This window comes from Ruegeria sp. N4 (assembly GCF_056531425.1).
In genome coordinates this window covers 95,565-115,582 of the sequence record NZ_JBQFLT010000011.1, presented here as the reverse complement: position 1 = coordinate 115,582, position 20,018 = coordinate 95,565, and the positions used below count along the sequence as shown (strand labels likewise).

Annotated in this window: 14 protein-coding genes; 3 read left to right on the top strand and 11 right to left on the bottom strand. The window is 60.1% G+C overall.

The window, feature by feature from the left end; translation table 11 throughout:
• Positions 1-2: 2 nt before the first annotated feature.
• From ACR0LW_RS16425 to ACR0LW_RS16410, 4 genes are read right to left on the bottom strand one after another with little or no spacing between them, the layout of a single operon-like run.
• On the bottom strand, positions 3-2,414 hold the full coding sequence (locus ACR0LW_RS16425) for an FAD-dependent oxidoreductase (RefSeq protein ID WP_480883341.1): 2,412 nt from the start codon (positions 2,412-2,414) through the stop codon (positions 3-5).
• Positions 2,411-4,822 (bottom strand): GcvT family protein, encoded by a 2,412-nt coding sequence (locus tag ACR0LW_RS16420; protein WP_480883339.1) that lies wholly within the window; start codon positions 4,820-4,822, stop codon positions 2,411-2,413. Before ACR0LW_RS16420 ends, ACR0LW_RS16425 begins: the two co-directional genes overlap by 4 nt.
• Positions 4,819-6,108: an aspartate aminotransferase family protein gene (locus tag ACR0LW_RS16415; protein WP_480883337.1), complete on the bottom strand. Its 1,290-nt coding sequence runs from the start codon at positions 6,106-6,108 to the stop codon at positions 4,819-4,821. The genes ACR0LW_RS16420 and ACR0LW_RS16415 overlap by 4 nt, the downstream gene beginning before the upstream one ends.
• The gene (locus ACR0LW_RS16410) at positions 6,105-7,649 is read right to left on the bottom strand and encodes a trimethylamine methyltransferase family protein (protein ID WP_480883335.1); all 1,545 of its coding nucleotides are present in this window, start codon (positions 7,647-7,649) and stop codon (positions 6,105-6,107) included. Before ACR0LW_RS16410 ends, ACR0LW_RS16415 begins: the two co-directional genes overlap by 4 nt.
• Before the next feature lie 109 nt (positions 7,650-7,758).
• On the opposite strand from ACR0LW_RS16410, the gene ACR0LW_RS16405 reads away from it, so the two are divergent.
• A complete protein-coding gene (locus ACR0LW_RS16405) occupies positions 7,759-8,619 on the top strand; it encodes a LysR substrate-binding domain-containing protein (protein ID WP_480883333.1) in 861 nt (286 codons plus the stop codon).
• A 34-nt stretch (positions 8,620-8,653) separates the two neighbouring features.
• On the opposite strand, the gene xylA is transcribed toward ACR0LW_RS16405, so the two are convergent.
• Genes xylA through xylF form a run of 4 tightly spaced genes read right to left on the bottom strand, consistent with a single transcriptional unit; the run spans position 8,654 to position 13,224 of the window.
• Positions 8,654-9,961: a xylose isomerase gene (xylA, locus tag ACR0LW_RS16400; protein ID WP_480883331.1), complete on the bottom strand. Its 1,308-nt coding sequence runs from the start codon at positions 9,959-9,961 to the stop codon at positions 8,654-8,656.
• A 9-nt stretch (positions 9,962-9,970) separates the two neighbouring features.
• Positions 9,971-10,774: an ATP-binding cassette domain-containing protein gene (locus ACR0LW_RS16395; protein ID WP_480883329.1), complete on the bottom strand. Its 804-nt coding sequence runs from the start codon at positions 10,772-10,774 to the stop codon at positions 9,971-9,973.
• The gene (locus ACR0LW_RS16390) at positions 10,774-12,072 is read right to left on the bottom strand and encodes a sugar ABC transporter permease (protein WP_480883327.1); all 1,299 of its coding nucleotides are present in this window, start codon (positions 12,070-12,072) and stop codon (positions 10,774-10,776) included. Before ACR0LW_RS16390 ends, ACR0LW_RS16395 begins: the two co-directional genes overlap by 1 nt.
• 60 nt (positions 12,073-12,132) lie before the next feature.
• Positions 12,133-13,224 (bottom strand): D-xylose ABC transporter substrate-binding protein, encoded by a 1,092-nt coding sequence (gene xylF, locus ACR0LW_RS16385; RefSeq protein ID WP_480883325.1) that lies wholly within the window; start codon positions 13,222-13,224, stop codon positions 12,133-12,135.
• Between the two features lie 151 nt (positions 13,225-13,375).
• On the opposite strand from xylF, the gene ACR0LW_RS16380 reads away from it, so the two are divergent.
• Together ACR0LW_RS16380 and ACR0LW_RS16375 are read left to right on the top strand one after the other, a co-directional pair.
• On the top strand, positions 13,376-14,593 hold the full coding sequence (locus ACR0LW_RS16380) for an ROK family protein (protein ID WP_480883323.1): 1,218 nt from the start codon (positions 13,376-13,378) through the stop codon (positions 14,591-14,593).
• On the top strand, positions 14,583-16,094 hold the full coding sequence (locus ACR0LW_RS16375; RefSeq protein WP_480883321.1) for a CRTAC1 family protein: 1,512 nt from the start codon (positions 14,583-14,585) through the stop codon (positions 16,092-16,094). The genes ACR0LW_RS16380 and ACR0LW_RS16375 overlap by 11 nt, the downstream gene beginning before the upstream one ends.
• On the opposite strand, the gene ACR0LW_RS16370 is transcribed toward ACR0LW_RS16375, so the two are convergent.
• The 3 genes from ACR0LW_RS16370 to xylB are packed head-to-tail and all read right to left on the bottom strand — an operon-like array spanning position 16,095 to position 19,799.
• Positions 16,095-17,396 (bottom strand): cytochrome-c peroxidase, encoded by a 1,302-nt coding sequence (locus ACR0LW_RS16370; protein WP_480883319.1) that lies wholly within the window; start codon positions 17,394-17,396, stop codon positions 16,095-16,097.
• A complete protein-coding gene (locus ACR0LW_RS16365; RefSeq protein ID WP_480883317.1) occupies positions 17,386-18,345 on the bottom strand; it encodes an aldose epimerase family protein in 960 nt (319 codons plus the stop codon). Before ACR0LW_RS16365 ends, ACR0LW_RS16370 begins: the two co-directional genes overlap by 11 nt.
• A complete protein-coding gene (gene xylB, locus ACR0LW_RS16360; RefSeq protein ID WP_480883315.1) occupies positions 18,342-19,799 on the bottom strand; it encodes a xylulokinase in 1,458 nt (485 codons plus the stop codon). Before xylB ends, ACR0LW_RS16365 begins: the two co-directional genes overlap by 4 nt.
• Positions 19,800-20,018 lie beyond the last annotated feature (219 nt).

The window sequence follows — 20,018 nt, the reverse complement described above, 5'->3', positions numbered from 1 at the left end:
GTCTAGTCCTCGGATCGGGGTCTCAGGTTTTGCGGGTCAAAGATGGCGTCGTCATGCACGGTCACGGGGATGGCACGGTTCAGGATTTGCACGCTGAGGCCATCGCGCGGGGTGCCTTTGCGCACGAACAGCCAGCCCAGCGACTTGCCCACCGTATAGCCATACCCGCCCGAGGTGGTCAGGCCAACGGGCGTGCCGTTCAGCAACACAGGCTCGCCGCCATGAATATCGATGCCGTCGGCATAGAGTTCCGCATAGAAGAGCTGCCAATCCGGATCGCGAGCCAAAAGAGCATCCTTGCCGATGAAATCGCGACCTTCGGCGCGGACAAAGCGGTCGAGCCCAACGTCGAACGGACCGACATCCGTAGTCAGCTCGCCGCTGGCGCGATAGGCTTTCTCCATCCGCATCCCGTTGAACGCGTAAGAGCCCAGATCGACAAGGCCGCGCTTGGCACCAGCCTCAAACAGCGCATCATAGAGCGCGCCGATCCGGCCCAGCGGCACGTGCAATTCCCACCCGAGCTCACCCACAAAAGACATCCGCAGCGCATAGCAGGGGATACCGGCAGCGGTGATCTCTTGCCCCGACAGCCAGGGGAAGGCAGCGTTGCCGAGGTCGACCTCGGTCAGTTCCGCCATGATCCGGCGCGACGCCGGGCCGGACAGGGCCAGCATCCCCCAATCGGCGCTGCGATTGACCATCTGCACATCTTCACCGGGTCGGATATGGGATTTGATCCAGTCAAAATCCGGGTTCGCCCGCGCGATGGCGGAACCGGTGAAATAGCGACCCTTGGCGATGCGCCAGATGGTGATTTCGGTCTCGAACCTGCCCTTCGGAGTCAACAGGTGGTTCAGGCTTACCCGTCCGTCTGTGGCGGGGATTTTGTTGGCCGACAGCCGGTCGAGCAAGGCGCCCGCATCCTTGCCGATGATCTCGAACTGGGCAAAGGCGCAGAGGTCGATCACGCCAGCGGCGGTACGAGTCGCTTTGGCCTCGGCCATGGCGTTTTGATGCCAGGTCTGGTGGCCCCAGCCGATCTGCTCGACCTCACCCACCGCACCGAAATAGCGCGGGCGTTCCCAGCCCGCGACCTCGCCAAACACCGCGCCCTTGGCGGCCAGCCGGTCATAAAGCGGATGGCGATTCAGTGGGCGCAGGCTGTCGAACTGCTTGCCGGGGCAAGGTGTGTCATGGCGGCGCATGAACTCGTCCTTGGTGCGCTCGGTGATGAAATTGTCGGTGCTGAAATCGCCATAGCGGCGCGGGTCCATCCCACGGGTGTTGATCTGGGTTTCGCCATGCACCATCCAGTCGGCCAGCACCTTGCCAGCCCCACCGCCCCATGCGAGCCCGATCGAAGACCCGCAGGACAGCCAGACATTCGGCGCACCCGACGGCCCCACCAGCATCCCGCCATCCGGCGTATGGGTGATCGCCCCGCGCACCACCCGCCTGATTCCCAGTTCGGCCAGTACGGGCATCTTGCCGAATGCCACCATCAGAAAATCGCCAATCGAGTCGTAATCGGCCTCGAACAATTCATTCTCTGCCGCCCATGGCGCGCCTTGCGGCATTTCCCAAACCGTGGGGCAGACATGGCCTTCATAAATCCCGATCAGTCCCGATTTCTGCTCCTGCCGGATATAGCCGCCAAAGGCATTGTCGCGCATGACGGGCAATTCCGGACGGTCGAGAAACTCGGGCACCGTATCCGTGACCAGATAGTGATGCAGGCAAGACATTGACGGGATTTTCAACCCGAACCATTCCCCCACCTGATTGGCATACGAGCCTGCGGCGATCACCACATGCTGGGCCAGAACATCACCCTTTTCCGTCGCCAGACGCCACATATCACCCTTGCGCGATGCGCCGGTGACGCGGGTGTGCCGCTCGATCCTGGCCCCCCGCGCGCGGGAGGCAGCGGCCAGCGCCATGGTGACACCGGATGGATCGATATGGCCGTCTTCAAAGGTCTGCACGGCGGCCTTGATGTCAGAGGTCCGGTAGAAGGGGTTGCCTTTGGCCACTTCCTCGGGCCCGACCAGTTCCATCGGCAGGTCCAGCAGCCTGCCGACCCCCATGATCGACTTCATCCAGTCGACCTCATCATCGGTGGTGGCGATTCGGAAGCCGCCGACCTGATGCCAGCCGATGCTCTGGCCGGTCTCTGCCTCGACGCGCTTGTAGGTCTCGATCGAGGTCTTGTTAATCCAGCCCGCGATCCGGCTGCCGACCGCATGGGCGATCTGGCCCGCCGCATGCCATGTGGAACCGGAGGTCAGTTCGGCCTTTTCAAACAGGATCGTGTCTGTCCAGCCGTTTTCAGCCAGCTGAAACTGGGCGGCGACGCCCATGATCCCGCCGCCGATGATCGCGACCTGAGTGGTGCGGGTCGTATCGCTCATTGGAACGCCTCTTTGGCGGGTTTCAGGGCGGCGCGGGCGGTAAAGCGGGTGCAGGCGATTTCCACCTCCACCGCCCATGTGCCATCTGCGGTGAAAGACTTTTCATCGAAAAATCTCGGCGCGCCCGAGATCATTGCCAGCGCAACAGATCGGCCGAACCGGTAACTCCACGCGGCAGAGGTGATCTGGCCCGCGACCTTCCCTTCGAAATAGACAGGCTCGTCATGGATCGGGATCGCATCCGGGTCATCGAATAACAGCGAAACGATCCGGCGTGCGGGCGTGTGATCCCGCAACGCCTCTTCGCCCACAAACCCGGTGCACATGGCGCAGAATGCGTCCAGACCGGCCTCGTGCGGGGTGGTGCCGGGGGTCAGCTCGTGCCCGAAAGCGCGGAACCCGCTTTCGATGCGAAGGCTGCCGCTGGCGTAAAGACCCGCATGGCTGGCCCCGGCAGCTAGCAGCGCCTCATACGCGGCCATGGCCATGTCGGCCTGGATATAAAGCTCGTACCCCTCTTCGCCGGTGAAGCTCAGCCGCCCCGCCCAACCGCGCGCGAGGCCGATCTCGACCGGCGCGAAGTAAAAGCGTTTCGGATCAGGGACCGGCATGTTTGTGGTTGCTTGCAACACGGCACGCGCCTGTGCCCCAGCCAGTCCCAGAATGGCATAACCGCTGGTCACGTCGGTGAATTCCACCCGGAAATCGCCCCGTGTCTCGCGCATACGCTTTAGGACGCGCACGACCTCGCCCGCGCCGGTGATCAGCAGATAGGTCTCGGGGCCGTGGCGCTGCACGGTCAGGTCACTTTCCACCCCGCCGCGTGCGTTCAGGATTTGGCTGTAGGCGATGCGCCCGACGGGCATATCCATCTGCGCTGCGCAGAGACGGTTCAGAAAGGCGCAAGCGTCCGGCCCCTGCACCATGATCTTGCCAAAGGCGGATTGATCCAGAATGGCGGCACCGTTGCGGCAGGCCTCGACCTCGGCCCCGACCTGATCGCGCCACGCGGGCACACCGAATGTCAAAGGCAGGTGCGCGGCCTTGCCGCCGAAATGTACGGCGCGCTCCCAGCCGCCGCGCGATTCAAACAGTGCCCCCGCAGCCACCAGACCGGCGTGAATGGGTGAGCGGCGCTGACCGCGGGCGCTGTCCATCGCCCGACCCGGATAGGGGTTGTCGTAATGGCGGCCCAGCACCTCGGGGATGCGGGCCTCCAACGCGCCCAGCACGTTCATCTCGCGGCTGAACCGGCGAATATCGGCCTCGTTCAACTCCATGGTCGGCTCGCCCGCGATGATCCATTCGGCCATCGCCTTGCCCGCGCCACCAGCCAACGCGATGCCGGTCGAGTTCATGCCCCCCATCAGGAACAGGCCCGGCACCTCGGGGCTTTCGCCCAGCATGAATTGGCTGTCGAGGGTAAAGCTTTCGGGTCCGTTCAGCAGCATCCGCACCTCGGCCCGCTCCAGCGCGGGAATCCGGCGCAGGGCGTTTTCCATCATTGGCATGAAGTGGTCCCAATCCTCGTCCAGCAGATCAAAGCTGAAATGCCGGGGCAAACGATCCAGCGGCAAGCCCTTGGCGTTGGGTTCAAAGCAGCCCACCAGCAGCCCTTCGACATCATCGCGGGCATAAAGGAACGCGTCCTGATCGTTCAGCGTCGGCAGATGTGCCCCTTTGCCAAGCGCCTGCACCTCGGGCAGGGGTTTGGTCAGGATGTAGAAATGCTCGCAGGCATAAAGCGGCATATGGGCACCGGCCATCGCCGCCACCTCGCGGGACCAGAGGCCGCAGGCGATCACCACCTCGTCGGCCTTGATCACATGATCCCCCACCGTGACGCCCGAGATACGCCCGGCCTTTTTCCGCAAGCCGGTGACGGCGGTATCCTCGAAAATCCGCACCCCTCGTGCCCGCGCGCCTTTCGACAGCGCCAGCGTCACGTCCGAGGGGTTCACCCGCCCATCCGCCGGGGACCAGACCGCGCCGATTACGTCATCGGTTTCGATCAGCGGCCATAGTTCTTTCGCGCGGGCGGCATCGACTACCTCGGCCTCAAGGCCAAAGGCACGGCCCAGCGAGACCTGCCGTTTGATATTGGTCAGCCGGTCCGGGTTGGTGGCCAGCGTCAGCGATCCGGTCTGGGTCCAGCCGGTGGCTTGGCCGGTTTCACGCTCCAACTCCCTGTACAGTTCAATCGAATAGTTGATCAGCTTGGTCAGAGTTGCCGAGGGCCGCAGGCGGCGCACCAGACCGGCGGCGTGCCACGTCGTACCACTGGTCAGTTTCGAGCGTTCGAGCACCACGATATCCGTGCGCCCCTCGCGCGCCAGATGATAGGCGATGGAACAGCCGATGACGCCGCCACCGATGATGACCGTGCGGGCATGGGACGGCAGGGTCATGGCAGTACCCCGTCGCGGATCATATCGGACAGCGTGGCGCGAAACGCCTCCAGCGCCTCATCGATCATGTGCGGCTCATGCGCCGCCGAGGTGACACCGGACGTGTAGGACATCATATCCACCCCGCGTGCCAGCAATCCGTCGCGGTAGGCTTTGACCGTCGATTTGGGCAAACCGCGTATCTGAGCCGGGCCAAGACCGTCCAGAGAGTCTTGACCAAAGAACACATGAAAGACCGAGCTGTCGCCATAGGTAATCCCGGCAACACCCAGATCCGACATCGCGGCATTCATGCCGTCCCGCATCCGCGCCGCCATCGCATCGGCCTTGGCCTGAGCCTCGCCACTGGCCAGCAACGGCATTGCGGCGCAGGCTGCAGCGGCAACCAGCGGTGAGGCATTGAACGTGCCCTTATGACTGACCGCCGGTGCGATGCCGTCGCGCATGGTCGCGTTGTTCATCAACTCCATGATCTCGGCCCGGCCGCAGACCGCACCGCCCGGCAGACCGCCGGTGACGATCTTGGCCAACGTTGTCAGGTCGGGCACGATGGCGTCTCGGGCCTGTCGCCCGCCGGGGGACCAGCGGAACCCGGTGATGATCTCATCAAAGATCAGCACCACACCCGCCGCCCGCGCCACGTCGTGCAGTGCCCGCAATGTCTCGCTCGACAACGGAACCGATCCGTAGTTCGCCCCGGACGCCTCGATGATGACCGTTCCGATACGATCATCTTGCAGCGCATCTGCCATCGCGTCGGGGTTTGCCGCGCAGACATGGATCAACTCATTCACCGCCTTTGGTACGCCCAGCGACGCGGCATGATTTGTTCCCGGTTTTGCACCTTTGAGCGCGTGGTCGTGCCAACCGTGGTAATGCCCATCCACACGCAGCACGTGGTCCTTGCCGGAATACGCGCGGCCCAGACGCAAGGCGAGCATCGTCGCCTCGCTGCCTGACGCGGTGAACCTCGTACGCTCGGCGCAGGGGTACAACTGATTGACCCATTCGGCCCAAAGGATTTCAGCCTCGTGACAATCGGCGCTGAAGATTGACTGTCCGGCCTGCTGTCTGATCGCCTCAATGATCGCAGGGTGGCCATGGCCCAGCATCTGGCTGGCGCTGCCCATCTTGAAATCGATATAGCGGCGGCCTTCACTGTCCCACTTCTCGGCCCCCTGCGCGTGCTTGATGTAGACGGGATGCGGATCGCGATAGCGCAATTCGTGGCTGACACCGCCCGGAAGGGCCGCGCGGGCGCGCTGGCTGAGGTCAGAATTCTTCATTCAGGTCGTCCGATTTGGGTCCGTGTCAGACGGATGTCAAAACTGCCACGCAAGCTGCGGTCGATGTGATCGGGGATATGCGCCGGGAAGTGGCTGTTCAGGATCTCGCGCGCCCGTTCGCGGGCGACGTCGCCGATCCTTTGTCCGCCGTGTTCCTCCCAGTCACGCGGGGCCCGACGGTCGCCGATTTCGGGATAGAAATAGTCCGACTTCATCCGGCTGAACGTGTGCATTTCGCCCAGATAATGACCCTCGCCCCGGCACACATCTGCAATGACATCTGCAGCGATGTTTTCCGGCGTGGCCTCGATCCCGCGAATGGTGCGCAGGATATTGCCCAGCAAATCGTTGTCGCTGACATAGGCGGCGTGGCTGACACCCAGAAGGCTCGACATCATGCCCGCCGCCTGCGTGACGATGTTCGACCCCGCATGGGCGGCCATGGTCACGGCCAATGATTTCTCGGCCCCGTATTGGGCGTCCAGCCGCTTGGCATCGGTGATCCCGGCAATCGAGCTGGTGGGCAAATCCCAGTGCCGCCCCATCTGCGCTGCACCCGCCATCAGGATCGCCTGCTCGCCGCCGCCGCCACTCATGGAACCGGTGCGCAGATCAGCCACCAGCGGTTTGGGCGCAAAGATCGCCTTGACCTCGGGATCGACCAACCGCGCAAAAACCAGCCCGGCCAGAGTTTCCGCCACCGCCTGCACCAGCGACCCGGCAATCGTCGCCGGGCTGGTCGCCCCGGCCTGACCGGCGCTGATCAGCTGAACGGGAAACCCTGCCCTGATCGCTAGTTCCAACACCTCGCAGGCCTCTTCCGCGAAGCGCATCGGCGGGACCACGTGACAGACCATGACGGTCAGAAACGGGCGGGCACGAAACGCGGCCTCACCACCCGCGATGCCGTAACAAAGCTGGGCGATCTGGGCGACGTTCTGCGGTTCAGTGATCGAGATCGACACATGCTTGGACGTGCCCGCCAGACAGGCATAAGCGGTATTAAGGTCCATCACAGCGGGGTCTTCGATATCCCGCGCCACAACCGACCGGCTGAAATGATGGATATTGTCCATCTGATCCACGATCCGGGCCGCATCATAGAGGTCCTGCAACGTGGAATCGCGATACTCGTGCGTGTTAAGGTCGAACACCCCCGGAGCAGCCCCGCCGGTTGACATATGCACCCGCGATCCTTCGATTTTAAGGTCGCGGTCGGGGTGCTGTCCACAAAGCGAGAACCCGCGTTGCGCCCCGTCAATCGCCCAGCGCACCAGATCGGGCGGAAACAGCAATCGCCCGTCACCCGTCCGCACACCGCCCGCCGCAACAACCTTGTTGATCATCGACGGGGTGGCCTGACTTAGACCAAGCGTTTCCAGCAGCGCAAAAGCAGAGCTTTCGACCAACGCCACCTCATCCGGGGAAAGCGGTTTGAGACGACCGCCCATGACCCCCGGCCAGACAGGCAGAGAGCCTTCGCTTTGCAGGGTGTCCTTCAGCCGGTCTTTACGACCCCGGCGGCGGCTGGGTTTGACCATCGACTCATGAAGTTTGCTTTTTGTCGAGATCAGGCTTTCATATCCAGAACACGTTTACAAAGGCAGCTTACTCAGCAATAGATGAGTAAAACTATTCAATAGGCTTGGCATGAAACCGTCCCTTCCCGCCCTGCGCGCCTTTGAGGCCGCCGCCCGGCTGGGCAGTTTTCGCGCCGCGTCCGAAGCCTTGTCAGTCACCCCGACGGCGATCAGCCACCATATTCGCGGGCTGGAAGATCAGCTTGGCACCAAGCTGTTCGTGCGCAGCGGTCGGGATGTCACACTGACCGAAGACGGCGAACGACTTGCAAACGCCGCCGCACAGGCCTTTGGGATATTGGACGAAGCGGTGCGCACGCTTCACCGCCGGTCCCGCAAGGTGGTCCGCCTGGCGGCAGGCCCGATTTTCACCGCGCGGTGGCTGATGCCAAAGATCAGCGATTTCTGGGCCTCTCACGCGGATATCGAGCTTGAGGTTCTGCCCACTTTCGAACCCGGAACAAGCGTGCGGGAAAACCTCGACATCGTGATCCGCTGGGGCCGCATGGCCGAGACATCGGGTGATGCGATCAAATTGCTTGAGCTCAGCCCCGTCGCCATTGCGTCCAAGTCATTTCTTGACACCTACGGACCCATTGAGGACCCGAAAGACCTGCTGAATTTACCCCTGCTGCACCAAAGGAACCACTGGGGGTGGCTGGATTGGTTCGCAGCCATGAACGTGCCCGTCCCAAACCGGCTGCGCGGTTCGATCTTCCAGGACGCAAACGCCCTGCTGCGCGGTGCTGCCGAGGGGCAAGGGATCGTGATCGGCTGGCTGCCGCTGATTGATCAGGACCTTGCCGAGGCACGGGTGGTTCGGCTTTTCGATGAAAGCATCCCCCCCACCCATGCCTATTTCGTCGAGGTGCGCGGAAGCCGCCCGGAAAGGCGGGAGGTGCAGCAGGTCGTGGACTGGCTTGCGGGCTGATGCTTGCGGCTCGTAGCGCGTGTAATTGTGGTCGTCACACAAACCTGTTCACATAATTCTCCAGTATCTCCTGACGCCCTGAATGTGGTTCCGGGTTGATCCCATCCCGCAAGACTCGGGCGGCAATGTCGTCGAGGCTGCTGTTCAACATGGTTTGCGCTGAGGGTGAGCTCCAATTGGAATACCTGTCAGAAAGCGCAGCATCCAAGCCCCCGTCTTCGATCATTGCGGCAGCGGCCCTGAGACCTCGGGCGCAAATATCCATGCCACCGACATGCGCGGCGACAAGGTCTTCTGCATCAATCGACTGACGGCGGATTTTGGCGTCGAAATTCGTGCCGCCGGTTGTAAAGCCGCCCGCTTTCAGAATGTAGAAGTAGGCCAAGGCCACATCGGGCGTGTTGTTGGGGAATTGATCCGTGTCCCAGCCGGATTGGTAATCGTTTCGGTTCATGTCGATGGACCCCAGCATCCCCTCGGCCGCGGCAACTGCGATCTCGTGTTCAAAGCTATGACCGGCAAGGATTGCGTGTCCCTGTTCGAGATTCAGCTTCACCTCGTCCTCCAACCCGTATTTCCGCAGAAACCCGATGCAGGTTGCAGCGTCATAGTCGTATTGGTGCTTGGACGGCTCCTGCGGTTTGGGTTCGACAAGAATGGCACCCTTGAAGCCGATCTTGTGTTTGTATTCCACGACCATGTTCAGAAACCGGCCCATATGGTCCAGTTCGGTCTTCAGGTCGGTATTCAGCAGGGTCTCATAGCCTTCGCGGCCACCCCAGAGGACATAGTTTTCTCCGCCCAGCTTGTGGGTTGCGTCCATGCACGATTTCACTGTTGCCGCCGCAAACGCGAACACGTCAGGATCGGGATTGGTGCTGGCCCCGGCCATCCAGCGTCGGTGGCTGAACATATTGGCCGTCCCCCACAGCAGCCGGGTGCCGGACGCCTGCATCTTTTCACCGATATAGTCGGTGATGTCTTCCAGCGTTCTCAGATTGTCGGCGAAATTGCCCTGTTCGGGCCGGATATCGGCGTCGTGCCAGCAAAAGAAGGGCTGGCCCAAAATCTCGAACAATTCGAATGCGATATCCGCCTTCATACGGGCCCGGCCCATATCGTCCTGCGGATGCCAAGGGCGTTCGAAGGTGGGTCCGCCAAAGGGGTCTCCGCCCTCCCACGCGAAAGAATGCCACCAGGCGACCGCAAATCGCAGATGATCTTCCATGCGTTTGCCCATGACAATCTCGTCCGGGTCGTAGTGGCGGAAGGCCAAGGGGCTTTTGCTGTCCATACCCTCGAACTTGATTTGTTCGATCCCGTCGAAAAATCCGCTTTTCATTCCTGCCCCCTAGTCTGCCTTCTGACCGGGCTGTTTGCCCAGAATGATCATCGACAAAAGATCGTCATCAGTGACGTCCGCGATATCGACCGTTCCCACCAGTTTCCCGTTTTTCATCACCGAGGCGCGGTCGCACAGATCCATGACCGCGTGCACGTCGTGATCAATCAGGAAGATCCCGATGCCCTGCGCCTTGAGTTGATGGATCAGATCCGTGACCATCTGCGTTTCATGCGGGCCAAGCGCCGCTGTGGGTTCATCCATGATCAGGATGCGGGCATTGAAATAGACGGCCCGTGCAATCGCCACAGACTGTCTTTGACCGCCCGACAGCGCGGACACCGGATCGCTGAACTTCTGAAAATTCGGGTTAAGCTGCGCCATGATCTTGCGGCATTCAGCCTCCATGGCGGCGTCGTTGACCAGCCCGAAGGGCGTCGTCATCTCGCGCCCCAGAAACAGGTTCGACGTTGCATCCAGATTATCGGCCAGCGCGAGGGTCTGGTAGATGGTCTCGATATTATTCGCCCGCGCATCCCGTGGGTTGTCGATCTCAACCGGTTTACCATCAATCAGGATCTCGCCATGGTCCATTTGATAGGCCCCGGAAAGCACCTTGATCAGCGTCGATTTCCCGGCCCCGTTATGGCCAAGCAAGCCAACGACTTCGCCGGGGTAAAGATCGACCGATACATGATCGACCGCCTTGATCCCCCCGAAGGAAATCGAAATGTCGCGCATTTCGACCAAGGGCGGCGCACCGGTTCCGCGAGCGGATGTTGAGGGCGTTTTCTGCGTGTCCTGAGCTTGCATCACTTTGCCCCCAGTCGCTTGCGGTAGACGATGTCGATATAGACGGCCAGCACAAGAACGCTGCCGACCACGATGTTCTGGAACGGCGCGTCAACGCCAACCATGGCCATGCCGGACTGAAGCGCCTGCATGATCAATGCGCCAAGGATCGCGCCGTAGATTGTGCCGATGCCACCGGACAAGGCGGTCCCGCCGATCACTGCCGCCGCGATGACCCTCAACTCATCCAGCGTACCGATGTCGTTCGAATGGTTCGCCAGCCGCGCCGAGGCGACCACGGCGGATACAGCGCACAGGAACCCCATCAGCGCGAAAATCTTGACGGTCAGAAGCCGTGTATTGATGCCGGATAGCTCTGCCGCGTCCGGGTTGCCGCCGGTGGCAAAGATATAGCGGCCGAACCGAGTTTTCCGGGCCACAACAGTTAGGGTGACCGCAACGATGATCAGGATGAGGACCGAGATCGGGATGCCGTACCCCACGACCAATCCCTCGGGCATCTCCTCTCCACGTGCTTCGAACATGCGTTGCAGTCGGCGCGTGGGAATGGCGTAGCTGTTGACAATGTATACATAGCCAAGGATCGCGACAGCGATGATCCCGGCCAGGGTGCCTTCGGCCCAGACGGGTTTGACAGGAAACCCGTGCGCGGATTTTGCACGCCGACCGCTCCACAAGGCCCAGATGGCGATTGCGGTGGCGAACAGCCCGAACAGCCAGCTTACCGTTGTGCCCAGGGTTCCGTTTGTGCCGCCGAACATCAGGAAGGTGCTGTCCAGCGGGCCAATGGTCTGACCGCTGGTCAGGTACCAGGCCACGTTTCGCCAGACCAGAAAACCACCAAGGGTGACAATGAAGGCCGGGATCGTGAGATAACCGACCAACCAGCCGTGAAATGCACCGATCAGTGTGCCCGCGAACAGACCGATCACTATGGTGATCGCCCATGTTGCCGGGTTGTTCAAACCCATCCCCAGCATGTGCGGCAGCAGTTCGGTTTGCGTCATTGCCATCACCGCCGAGGTTGTCGCCAGCAGAGCCCCGACCGACAGGTCGATATGCCGCGTGACGATGATGAACACCATCCCGCAAGCCATGATGGCCACTGAAACCGTCTGGATGGACAGGTTGAACAGGTTGCGCGGGGTCAGGAACCGTCCGTCGGTGACGATGTTGAACCCGATGCACAGGATGACAAACGCGCCGATCATGCCCAAAAGCCGCAAATCCAGTTCCAGTTGCTGGAACAGGCTGGGTTTTGCCTTTTCAGGTATCGGCTGAGACGAAGTTTCGGTCATTTCCGATCTTTCATTTTCAGCAAGTACCCCCGGCCCAATCAGGGCCAGGGGCTGAGTGGTTTAGTTACAGGGGGCAGGTCCGTTTTCGACGCCCTGACACAGCGCTTCCTGCGAAATCCATCCCGCATCCACGACGACGGACAGGTTGTCCTTGGTAATCGGGACCGGAGCAAGGAAGACCGAGTTCATCTCGGTGCCGCCCGGCGATGTCCAGCTGACCACACCATCCACGTCTGCAGGGCTTGTGCCACTACTCAGCGCAACCGCAATTTCACCGGCGGCTTTGCCCAGTTCACGGGCATCCTTCCAGACCGAGACAGTCTGTGTTCCAAGTGCAACCCGGTTCAGCGCTGCATGATCGCCGTCCTGCCCGGATACCGGAATACCCTCCATGCCCTGCGCCGTCAGCGCCGCGACAACACCGCCTGCTGTGCCGTCATTCGACGCAACAACCGCGTCGACGTTGTTTTCATTGGCCGTCAGGATCTGTTCCATGTTGCGCTGCGCATTCGCAGGTAACCAGCCGTCGGTATAGGCCTCACCAACGATGACGATGTCACCGCTGTCTACCGCCGCACCTATGATCTCTTGCTGACCGCCCCGCAGGAAATCGGCGTTTGGATCGGTGGGGGACCCCTTGATCATCACATAATTGCCCTTGGGCATGGCATCAAAGACGGCGCGGGCCTGCATGCGGCCGACCTCGACATTGTCGAAGGTCAGGTAAAAGGCCCGGTCATCCTCGATCAGACGGTCATAGGCAATCACCGGGATACCTTCGTCAGCCGCAGCCTGAACGGCCGGCCCGATGGCCTGCGCGTCTTGCGCTAGAATGATCAACGCGTCCACGCCCTGTGCGATCAGGCTTTCAATATCCGAAAGCTGCTTGGCGGATGACGACTGCGCATCAGATGAGATGTATTCAGCACCACCCGCTTCCAGCGCTGATTTGATGGCCGCTTCGTCCGTCTTCCATCGCTCTTCCTGAAAGTTGGACCAGCTTACGCCGACCACCGGCTCTGCGAAGGCAGCAGAAGCCAACAAGGTGGCCGCAGCCGAGAAGCTGAGAAGCTGAGAAGCTGAGAAGCTGAGAAGCTGAGAAGCTGAGAAGCTGAGAAGCTGAGAAGCTGAGAAGCTGAGAATTCTTTTCATGATTTCCTCCCATTTGCCGAGCCATCGAATCTCGATTCGCGGCTCTCACAGTTTTGAATACCATATTTATTTTAGTCGGCAAAATATTTACTCTACAAGAAGGCGGCAATTTCAAATAGATTGGGCCAACGGCAAGATTCGCGAGGATAAGATGCTGAAAAGCAAAGCCTCTCTGGTTTCATTGGAGCAAAGAAACACAACCCGCCTGCGGGTGTTGGAGCATATTCGAGCGCAAGGATCCGTCTCGCGGATCGATATCGCATCCGCTTTGCAAACCAGCCCGGCCACCGTCACAGCAGCAACAGCCGATCTTATTTCCGCCGGGTTGATCAAGGAAACCGAAGGCGAGGCGCAGCCCGGTTCCGGCAAAAGAGGCAGGCCCAGGGTTTTGCTGCAACTGGACGGGCAATCCCACCTTGTGGCGGGTCTGAAAGTCGCGCGGCATGTGATTTCGGTTATTCTGGTCGACTTTGAAGGCAACGAAGTAACATCGCACAAACAGCCGCTGGAACACGCCCGAATGACACCGGCGGAATTCGTCGAGGCAGTGTGCAAAGCCCTTCAGGAAACCTGCAGGCAGATTGGCGGCACGCTCAACAATCTGGCCGGTGTTTCCATTGGCGTGGCAGGTCTTGTCGATGCAAAACGGAACTTTGTGCACTGGTCGTCTTCGATCACCGACCGGAACATCGATTTCAATCTGTTGCTGTCGAAGGATATCCCCTGCCCGGTCTTCGTGGACAACGACGCCAATCTTGTCGCCAAAGCCGAACAGCTGTTTGGGCTGGGCAAGGGGCTGAAAAACTTTCTGGTTGTGACGATCGAGCATGGTGTCGGTCTGGGAATTGTTCTGGAAGGAAAACTCTACCGCGGAGAACGCGGCTGCGGCGCGGAATTCGGTCACACCAAGGTTCACCTCGACGGGGCCTTGTGCCAATGCGGCCAACGTGGATGTCTTGAGGCTTATGTCGGGGATTATGCCCTGATACGCGAAATGACCGTGACAGGCCACGACAGTGAGATGGAGAGCGTGTCCGACATCTATGATCGCGCCGGTTCCGGGGATGAAAGGGCTGCGTCGGTGCTTGCCCGCGCCGGTCAGATGTTCGGCCTTGGGGTGTCAAATCTGATCAACCTGTATGACCCTGAGTGTATCATCGTGTCTGGCACCCAAATGAGCTTTGAATACCTCTGCTCAGACCAGGTGATGAACCGCATCCGAAACGGTGTTGTCAGTGTCGATGCCCCCCTACCGGAACTCAAAGTCCACGATTGGGGCGATCTGATGTGGGCCAAGGGCGCAGCCGCCTATGGGATCGAACAGATCTCAATCCTCAAAGTGCAGGAGCTTACGGCCCATGCGTCCTGAACCGCTGGTCTTTTGGGTTCTGGCCAGTGGGGCTTACGCTGAGGGGCCTGCCCCCGAATTCCAGCGCATTGATGTCCCAGCCCATATCTACGATGGCGGATGGGAGCATTTTGTCGGCGGCGGCGTCGCGGTTTTCGATTGCAACGGTGACACGCTGCCCGAGTTGTTTGTTGCCGGTGGATCAAATCGATCTCAACTGTTCAACAATGCCTCAGGCGACACGGTTTCCTTTCGGGCCGAAACACCCGGTCAATTGTCGCTGACCGGGGTAACCGGTGCTTATCCCCTGGACGTTGACAGCGACGGCTTGTTGGATCTGGCAATTCTGCGCGTTGGCGCAGACCTGCTTTTGCAAGGCCTGCCAGATTGCCAGTTCAAGCCCTTTGACAACCTTGGTTTTCTGTCCGCCGACCACTGGACCACCGGCTTCTCGGCCACTTGGGAAGAGGGTCAAGACTTGCCCACTCTGGCCTTTGGAACCTATGTTGATCGATCCGATCCGGACGGTCCGTTTGAGGCCTGCGGGCCGACCCTGCTCTATCGCCCCGAAGGGCACAGCTACGGGCAACTGCAACATCTTGAACCCGGCTATTGTTCCCTGTCCATACTGTTCTCGGATTGGGCACGAACGGGGCGTGCGGATCTTCGTGTCAGCAATGACCGCCACTATTATGTGCGCAACGGGCAAGAGCAGCTTTGGGCGATGGAACCGGAACCCCGCCTGTTCACGCCCGAGGACGGCTGGATGCCCTATTCGATCTGGGGCATGGGGATCGCCTCGCGCGATCTGACGGGGGACGGCTTTCCCGAGGTTTACCTGACCTCCATGGGCGATCAGAAGCTGCAGGTGTTTGACCCAGCGGCGCAAGGCCCAACGTGGCGCGATGCCACTTATGACAAGGGAACGACAGCCCACAGACCTCATGTCGGCGATGATGGCAGGCCGTCGACCGGGTGGCACGCGCAGTTTGGCGACGTCAACAACGACGGCCGCGACGACATTTTCGTTGCCAAGGGCAATGTAGAACAAATGCCGGATGCCGCTTTGAACGATCCCAACAACCTGCTTGTGCAGACACCCCATGGGCAATTCGCTGAGACCTCGGCTGAGGCGGGCGTTGCTTCAATGGCAAAGTCCCGCGGTGCGGCAGTTGCCGATCTGAACAATGACGGGCGGCTTGATCTGGTGGTCGTCAATCGAGGCTCGGAACTGGAAGTCAGCCAGAACATTTCGCGCGCGGGCCACTGGCTGTTGCTTGGCGTTTCTCAGGATAGATCCAACCGCTTTGCAGTTGGTGGATTTGTCGAAATAAAAACTCCGGCAGGGGTTCAAACCCGCGAAATAACGATTGGTGGCGGTCATGCAGGGGGCATCTCGGGGTTTCATCATTTTGGCCTGGGCGATGAAAGCGACGCGCAAGTTCGGGTCATTTGGCCGGGCGGAGAAACGGGCAAATGGCAAAGGGTCAGCGCCAACCAAATCGTCCGGATTTCCCGTTAATCACTGATCCACCGGCAGGCCACTTGGAACTTGAGAGGGCACCCCCAACCGCTTTGCCGGGTCTTCAAGACTTGCCAGAAAGCTGAGAAGAGCGTCGATCTCCTGATCCGTCAGAGACAGTGGCGACAGGCTGTTGCTTTCCGCGATCTCGTCTATGTGTTGCCGATCCAATAACGGGCTTTGATCATCAGCACCGGGGAAATCCGGCAACAGGTCCATTTCAATCGTGTAATTCCGCAAAGAGGCCACTGGGTCCAAATGGTGGCGCACCATATCCTCGAGCCGGGCGAAGGCACCGTTATGTCCGTAAGGCGCGGTCAATGTCACATTGCGCAGCGATGGTGTGCGAAACGCAAATGCATCTTCCGGGTTACCTGTGACGCGAAAACGCCCGTCATCGCGCAGATGACTTTCAAATCGCGCGGATTTTCCCGGCCCGATCTGCGGCACTGCAATCGAATGGAAGCCGTGATCTGTCTGGAACCAACCTGAATGGCAGGTGCTGCACCCGGCCTTGCCATAGAACAGGCCCATGCCGGTTTCGGCGTCTTCCGGCAATTCACCTTCGCCTCTCATCGCGCGGTCAAAGGGGCTGTTATCCGCGCGCCACTCGAACGCGATGAAATCTGCGATCGCGTTGGCAATGGCGGTAAAGGTAATCTCGGCATCCGGGGCGATGACGCCAAACCTCTGCCGGTATTCCGGAATGGCCGCAACACGGGCGGCTATCAAATCCCACGCGCCGCCTTGCTGGGTCAAAAGACCCAGTCGAACCGCCTTGCTGACGTCATTTTCCAAGTAGTGACCCGCCATTTCATCCGGCGAAAGCACCGGGAACATGGCTTGCGCCGCCAAGGCGGATTGAAAGCCGGGCCGCATATGCGTGCCCAACGGCGTTCTGATCCCGTTCGGTTGCGTGGGGTCCGCCTCAAGCCGCCCATCGTGGAAAAACGTTGTAAACTCCGTCGCGCCGAGGTTCCAAAGCCCCGGTGAGTTTCTGGGAATACGTTGCTCAGGCGTGTTCTCGGGATCCAGCCTGCGTTCGGGACCCAGACCAAGCCCCCCTTCCCCGATGCCAAGGGACAGGCCATCTGATGTACCAAGATCGGGATGGTGACAGGTTGCGCAACTGATGTTCTTGTTGCCGGACAAAATCGGGTCATAGAAAAGCAGCTGCCCCAGTTCGACGCTGTTTAAATCAGGCTCGAGGAACTCGGGCCGATCACCAAGGTTCTGGGCACTTGTGCTGCCTGCGCTTGAGATCAATACGCAAAGAACCGGAAAGAGCCACCTAACCTTCATCACGACCCTCTGAGATCTCAAGGGTAAGCACCTGCCGGTACGGGCTTTCGGGCGTATGGATAATCGAAGGAAAGGACGGGATGTTGGGGGCGTTTGGGTATCCCGAAGGTTCGATGCACAGACCGGGCGATGCATATGGCGGTTTTGCCAGATTGGCACCTGAATAGACCTGCGCACCGGGCTGGTCGGAATAGGCTGTCAGCGTCAGGCCGGACGGCGCAGTGAACACCGCCACCGGTGCGACCGGGTCACGATCCTGGTCGAAGCAGAAATAATGGTCGATCCCCTTTGACGCCTGTCTGATCGGACTTGGTGCCGAAAAATCCAATTCGCTGCCAACGGTCGAACACAGTCGACCAGTAGGAACTCCCTGCTCATCGATTTCCAGATATCGGCTTGAAGCAAGTTCCAATCGATGTGCGGCAACGCCTTTGAAGCCACCTAAAGTGTAGTAGTTGTGTTGCGTGACACTGATGGGCGTCGGAAGGTCAGGATGTGCCGTGATTGTATAGATCAATCGCGGAAACCGCAGGGTGACGCGGACCTCGAACCTGACATCGCCGGGGAACCCGCCTTCCCCATCACGTGACTGATGGCTCAGCACAGCCTCGTTTGGTGCCGTCTGCGCAAGGGCCCAGAACTGCCGGGACAGTCCCTGTGCGCCACCGTGAAGAGTATTGCTGCCTTCATTGGCGCTCAGGTCGTAACTGCGACCCGCCAATTCAAACCGGGCACCGCCGATCCGGTTCGCGACGCGCCCAATGATTGCGCCCATGAAACTTGTATCCGAGAAATACGCGGCAGGGTCATCGAACCCAAGCACAAGTGACGTGTCCTTGTACCACCACCCTTGCGTGATCGCCCCGTAGTTCAGAACCGTGACCCGCATGTCACCATCCGACAACATGGCCGTTTCGATCCGAGAGCGCGTTCCCGCATCAGGTGTCATCTTGCAGCCAACGGCGCCAACGCCTTGTAGAATTGCCGGTATCGCCCGTATTCACGTTCATACATGTCGATCAGGTCGCTGCGCGGATCGATACGATCCTCGATTTCAGGCGGCGTCATAACCTCGGCTGGCGCGGCGCTGTTGACGGCGCAGATGGCAAGGCGCGCGGCCCCCATTGCGGCACCGAACTCGCTGCCCCTGGGCAGGTCCAGCGGCACTTGCAAGACGGTGGCCAATGTCTCCAACCAGAACCGGGATCGCGCGCCTCCGCCCACTGCCATCAGACTGCTTGGTCTTGTCCCCGTGCGTTTCAGGGCCTCAAGGCAATCCCTCATCGCAAAGGCAACGCCTTCCATGACGGATTGCGTCAGATCAACGGGCTCCGAGGCGACATCCACGCCCAAGAACGCGCCCCTGATGTGGCTATCGTTATGCGGTGTCCGTTCGCCCGACAAATAGGGCAGGAACGTAACCGACGACGGGCCCGACACCGCGCGAGGCAAGGCCGCAACCAGTTTTTCAACAGGCTGGCCCAGGTTCCGCGACAACCAGTTCATGCTGTTCGTGGCAGACAGGATGACGCCCATTTGTATCCACTTGTCAGGTACGGCGTGACAAAAGCAATGCACTGCCGTTTCCGGCGCAGGGGCGTAACCATCCCGCGCAACAAGCAAAACGCCCGACGTTCCCAGCGAGACAAACCCCGTGCCGTCCCGAATGCTGCCAATGCCACAAGCCGCAGCCGCGTTGTCACCTGCCCCTCCGGCCACGATCACATCGCCGGAAAGCCCCCATTCCTGTCGCAATGCAGCCTTCAACGCGCCGCCCGGATCGCTGCCTTCAACCAATCGAGGCATCTGATCGGCGCGCATATGACCCAATGCAAGCGCTGTTTCCGACCACCGCCGGGTTCCAACATCCAACCAGGATGTTCCGGCACTGTCTGACACGTCCGAAATGCATTCGCCCGTCAGCCAATACCGCAAATAGTCTTTCGGAAGCAAAACCTTGGCTGTCTTCGCAAACACATCGGGCTCGTGCGAACGCACCCACTCCAGCTTTGGCGCTGTAAAACCCGGGAAGACAATGTTACCCGAGATCGCGCGCATGTCCTGTGCCTGATCCAGCACTGCCGCCTCTTCGGCTGAACGCGTGTCATTCCAGAGGATACAGGGCCGCAACACGCGACCGTCCGCATCCAGAAGTGTCGCGCCGTGCATATGTCCGCTCAGGCCAATTCCACGCAATTTGGAAAACGCCTGTGCATCACGCGCGCGGAGTTCCGTGACAACCTTTTTGCATGCATCGATCCAATCTGACGGTGTCTGCTCGGACCACCCGGGTTTGGGCGTTGCGGTCGAAATGCTGACTTCGGCGGCACATAAGACGAGACCGGCGTCATCCACCAGAATCCCTCTGAGACCGGACGTTCCCAAATCCAACCCAAGGTACATTCGGCATTATCCCGTGTTATTATTTTAGTTGATAAAATTAATTGTGGCAGAAATCTTGTCAAGGTGCCTTGAAAGATACGCCTTTCCCAACCTGAAAAGGCCGCTATGGGCGAACACCTCTCACGCGCCCAGCGGAAAATCGCAGTTTCTATTGCTGTGACGCGGACGAGGACATACTGTTTTCAGTATGGTTAGGCTGCCTTCACAAATTGAGCTGTC

Bases quoted from the DNA above. Each gene is read 5' to 3' on its own strand.
- ACR0LW_RS16425 (WP_480883341.1), bottom strand. From the start codon at position 2,414: ATGAGCGATACGACCCGCACCACTCAGGTCGCGATCATCGGCGGCGGG.
- ACR0LW_RS16420 (WP_480883339.1), bottom strand. From the start codon at position 4,822: ATGACCCTGCCGTCCCATGCCCGCACGGTCATCATCGGTGGCGGCGTC.
- ACR0LW_RS16415 (WP_480883337.1), bottom strand. From the start codon at position 6,108: ATGAAGAATTCTGACCTCAGCCAGCGCGCCCGCGCGGCCCTTCCGGGC.
- ACR0LW_RS16410 (WP_480883335.1), bottom strand. From the start codon at position 7,649: ATGGTCAAACCCAGCCGCCGCCGGGGTCGTAAAGACCGGCTGAAGGAC.
- ACR0LW_RS16405 (WP_480883333.1), top strand. From the start codon at position 7,759: ATGAAACCGTCCCTTCCCGCCCTGCGCGCCTTTGAGGCCGCCGCCCGG.
- xylA (WP_480883331.1), bottom strand. From the start codon at position 9,961: ATGAAAAGCGGATTTTTCGACGGGATCGAACAAATCAAGTTCGAGGGT.
- ACR0LW_RS16395 (WP_480883329.1), bottom strand. From the start codon at position 10,774: ATGCAAGCTCAGGACACGCAGAAAACGCCCTCAACATCCGCTCGCGGA.
- ACR0LW_RS16390 (WP_480883327.1), bottom strand. From the start codon at position 12,072: ATGACCGAAACTTCGTCTCAGCCGATACCTGAAAAGGCAAAACCCAGC.
- xylF (WP_480883325.1), bottom strand. From the start codon at position 13,224: ATGAAAAGAATTCTCAGCTTCTCAGCTTCTCAGCTTCTCAGCTTCTCA.
- ACR0LW_RS16380 (WP_480883323.1), top strand. From the start codon at position 13,376: ATGCTGAAAAGCAAAGCCTCTCTGGTTTCATTGGAGCAAAGAAACACA.
- ACR0LW_RS16375 (WP_480883321.1), top strand. From the start codon at position 14,583: ATGCGTCCTGAACCGCTGGTCTTTTGGGTTCTGGCCAGTGGGGCTTAC.
- ACR0LW_RS16370 (WP_480883319.1), bottom strand. From the start codon at position 17,396: ATGAAGGTTAGGTGGCTCTTTCCGGTTCTTTGCGTATTGATCTCAAGC.
- ACR0LW_RS16365 (WP_480883317.1), bottom strand. From the start codon at position 18,345: ATGACACCTGATGCGGGAACGCGCTCTCGGATCGAAACGGCCATGTTG.
- xylB (WP_480883315.1), bottom strand. From the start codon at position 19,799: ATGTACCTTGGGTTGGATTTGGGAACGTCCGGTCTCAGAGGGATTCTG.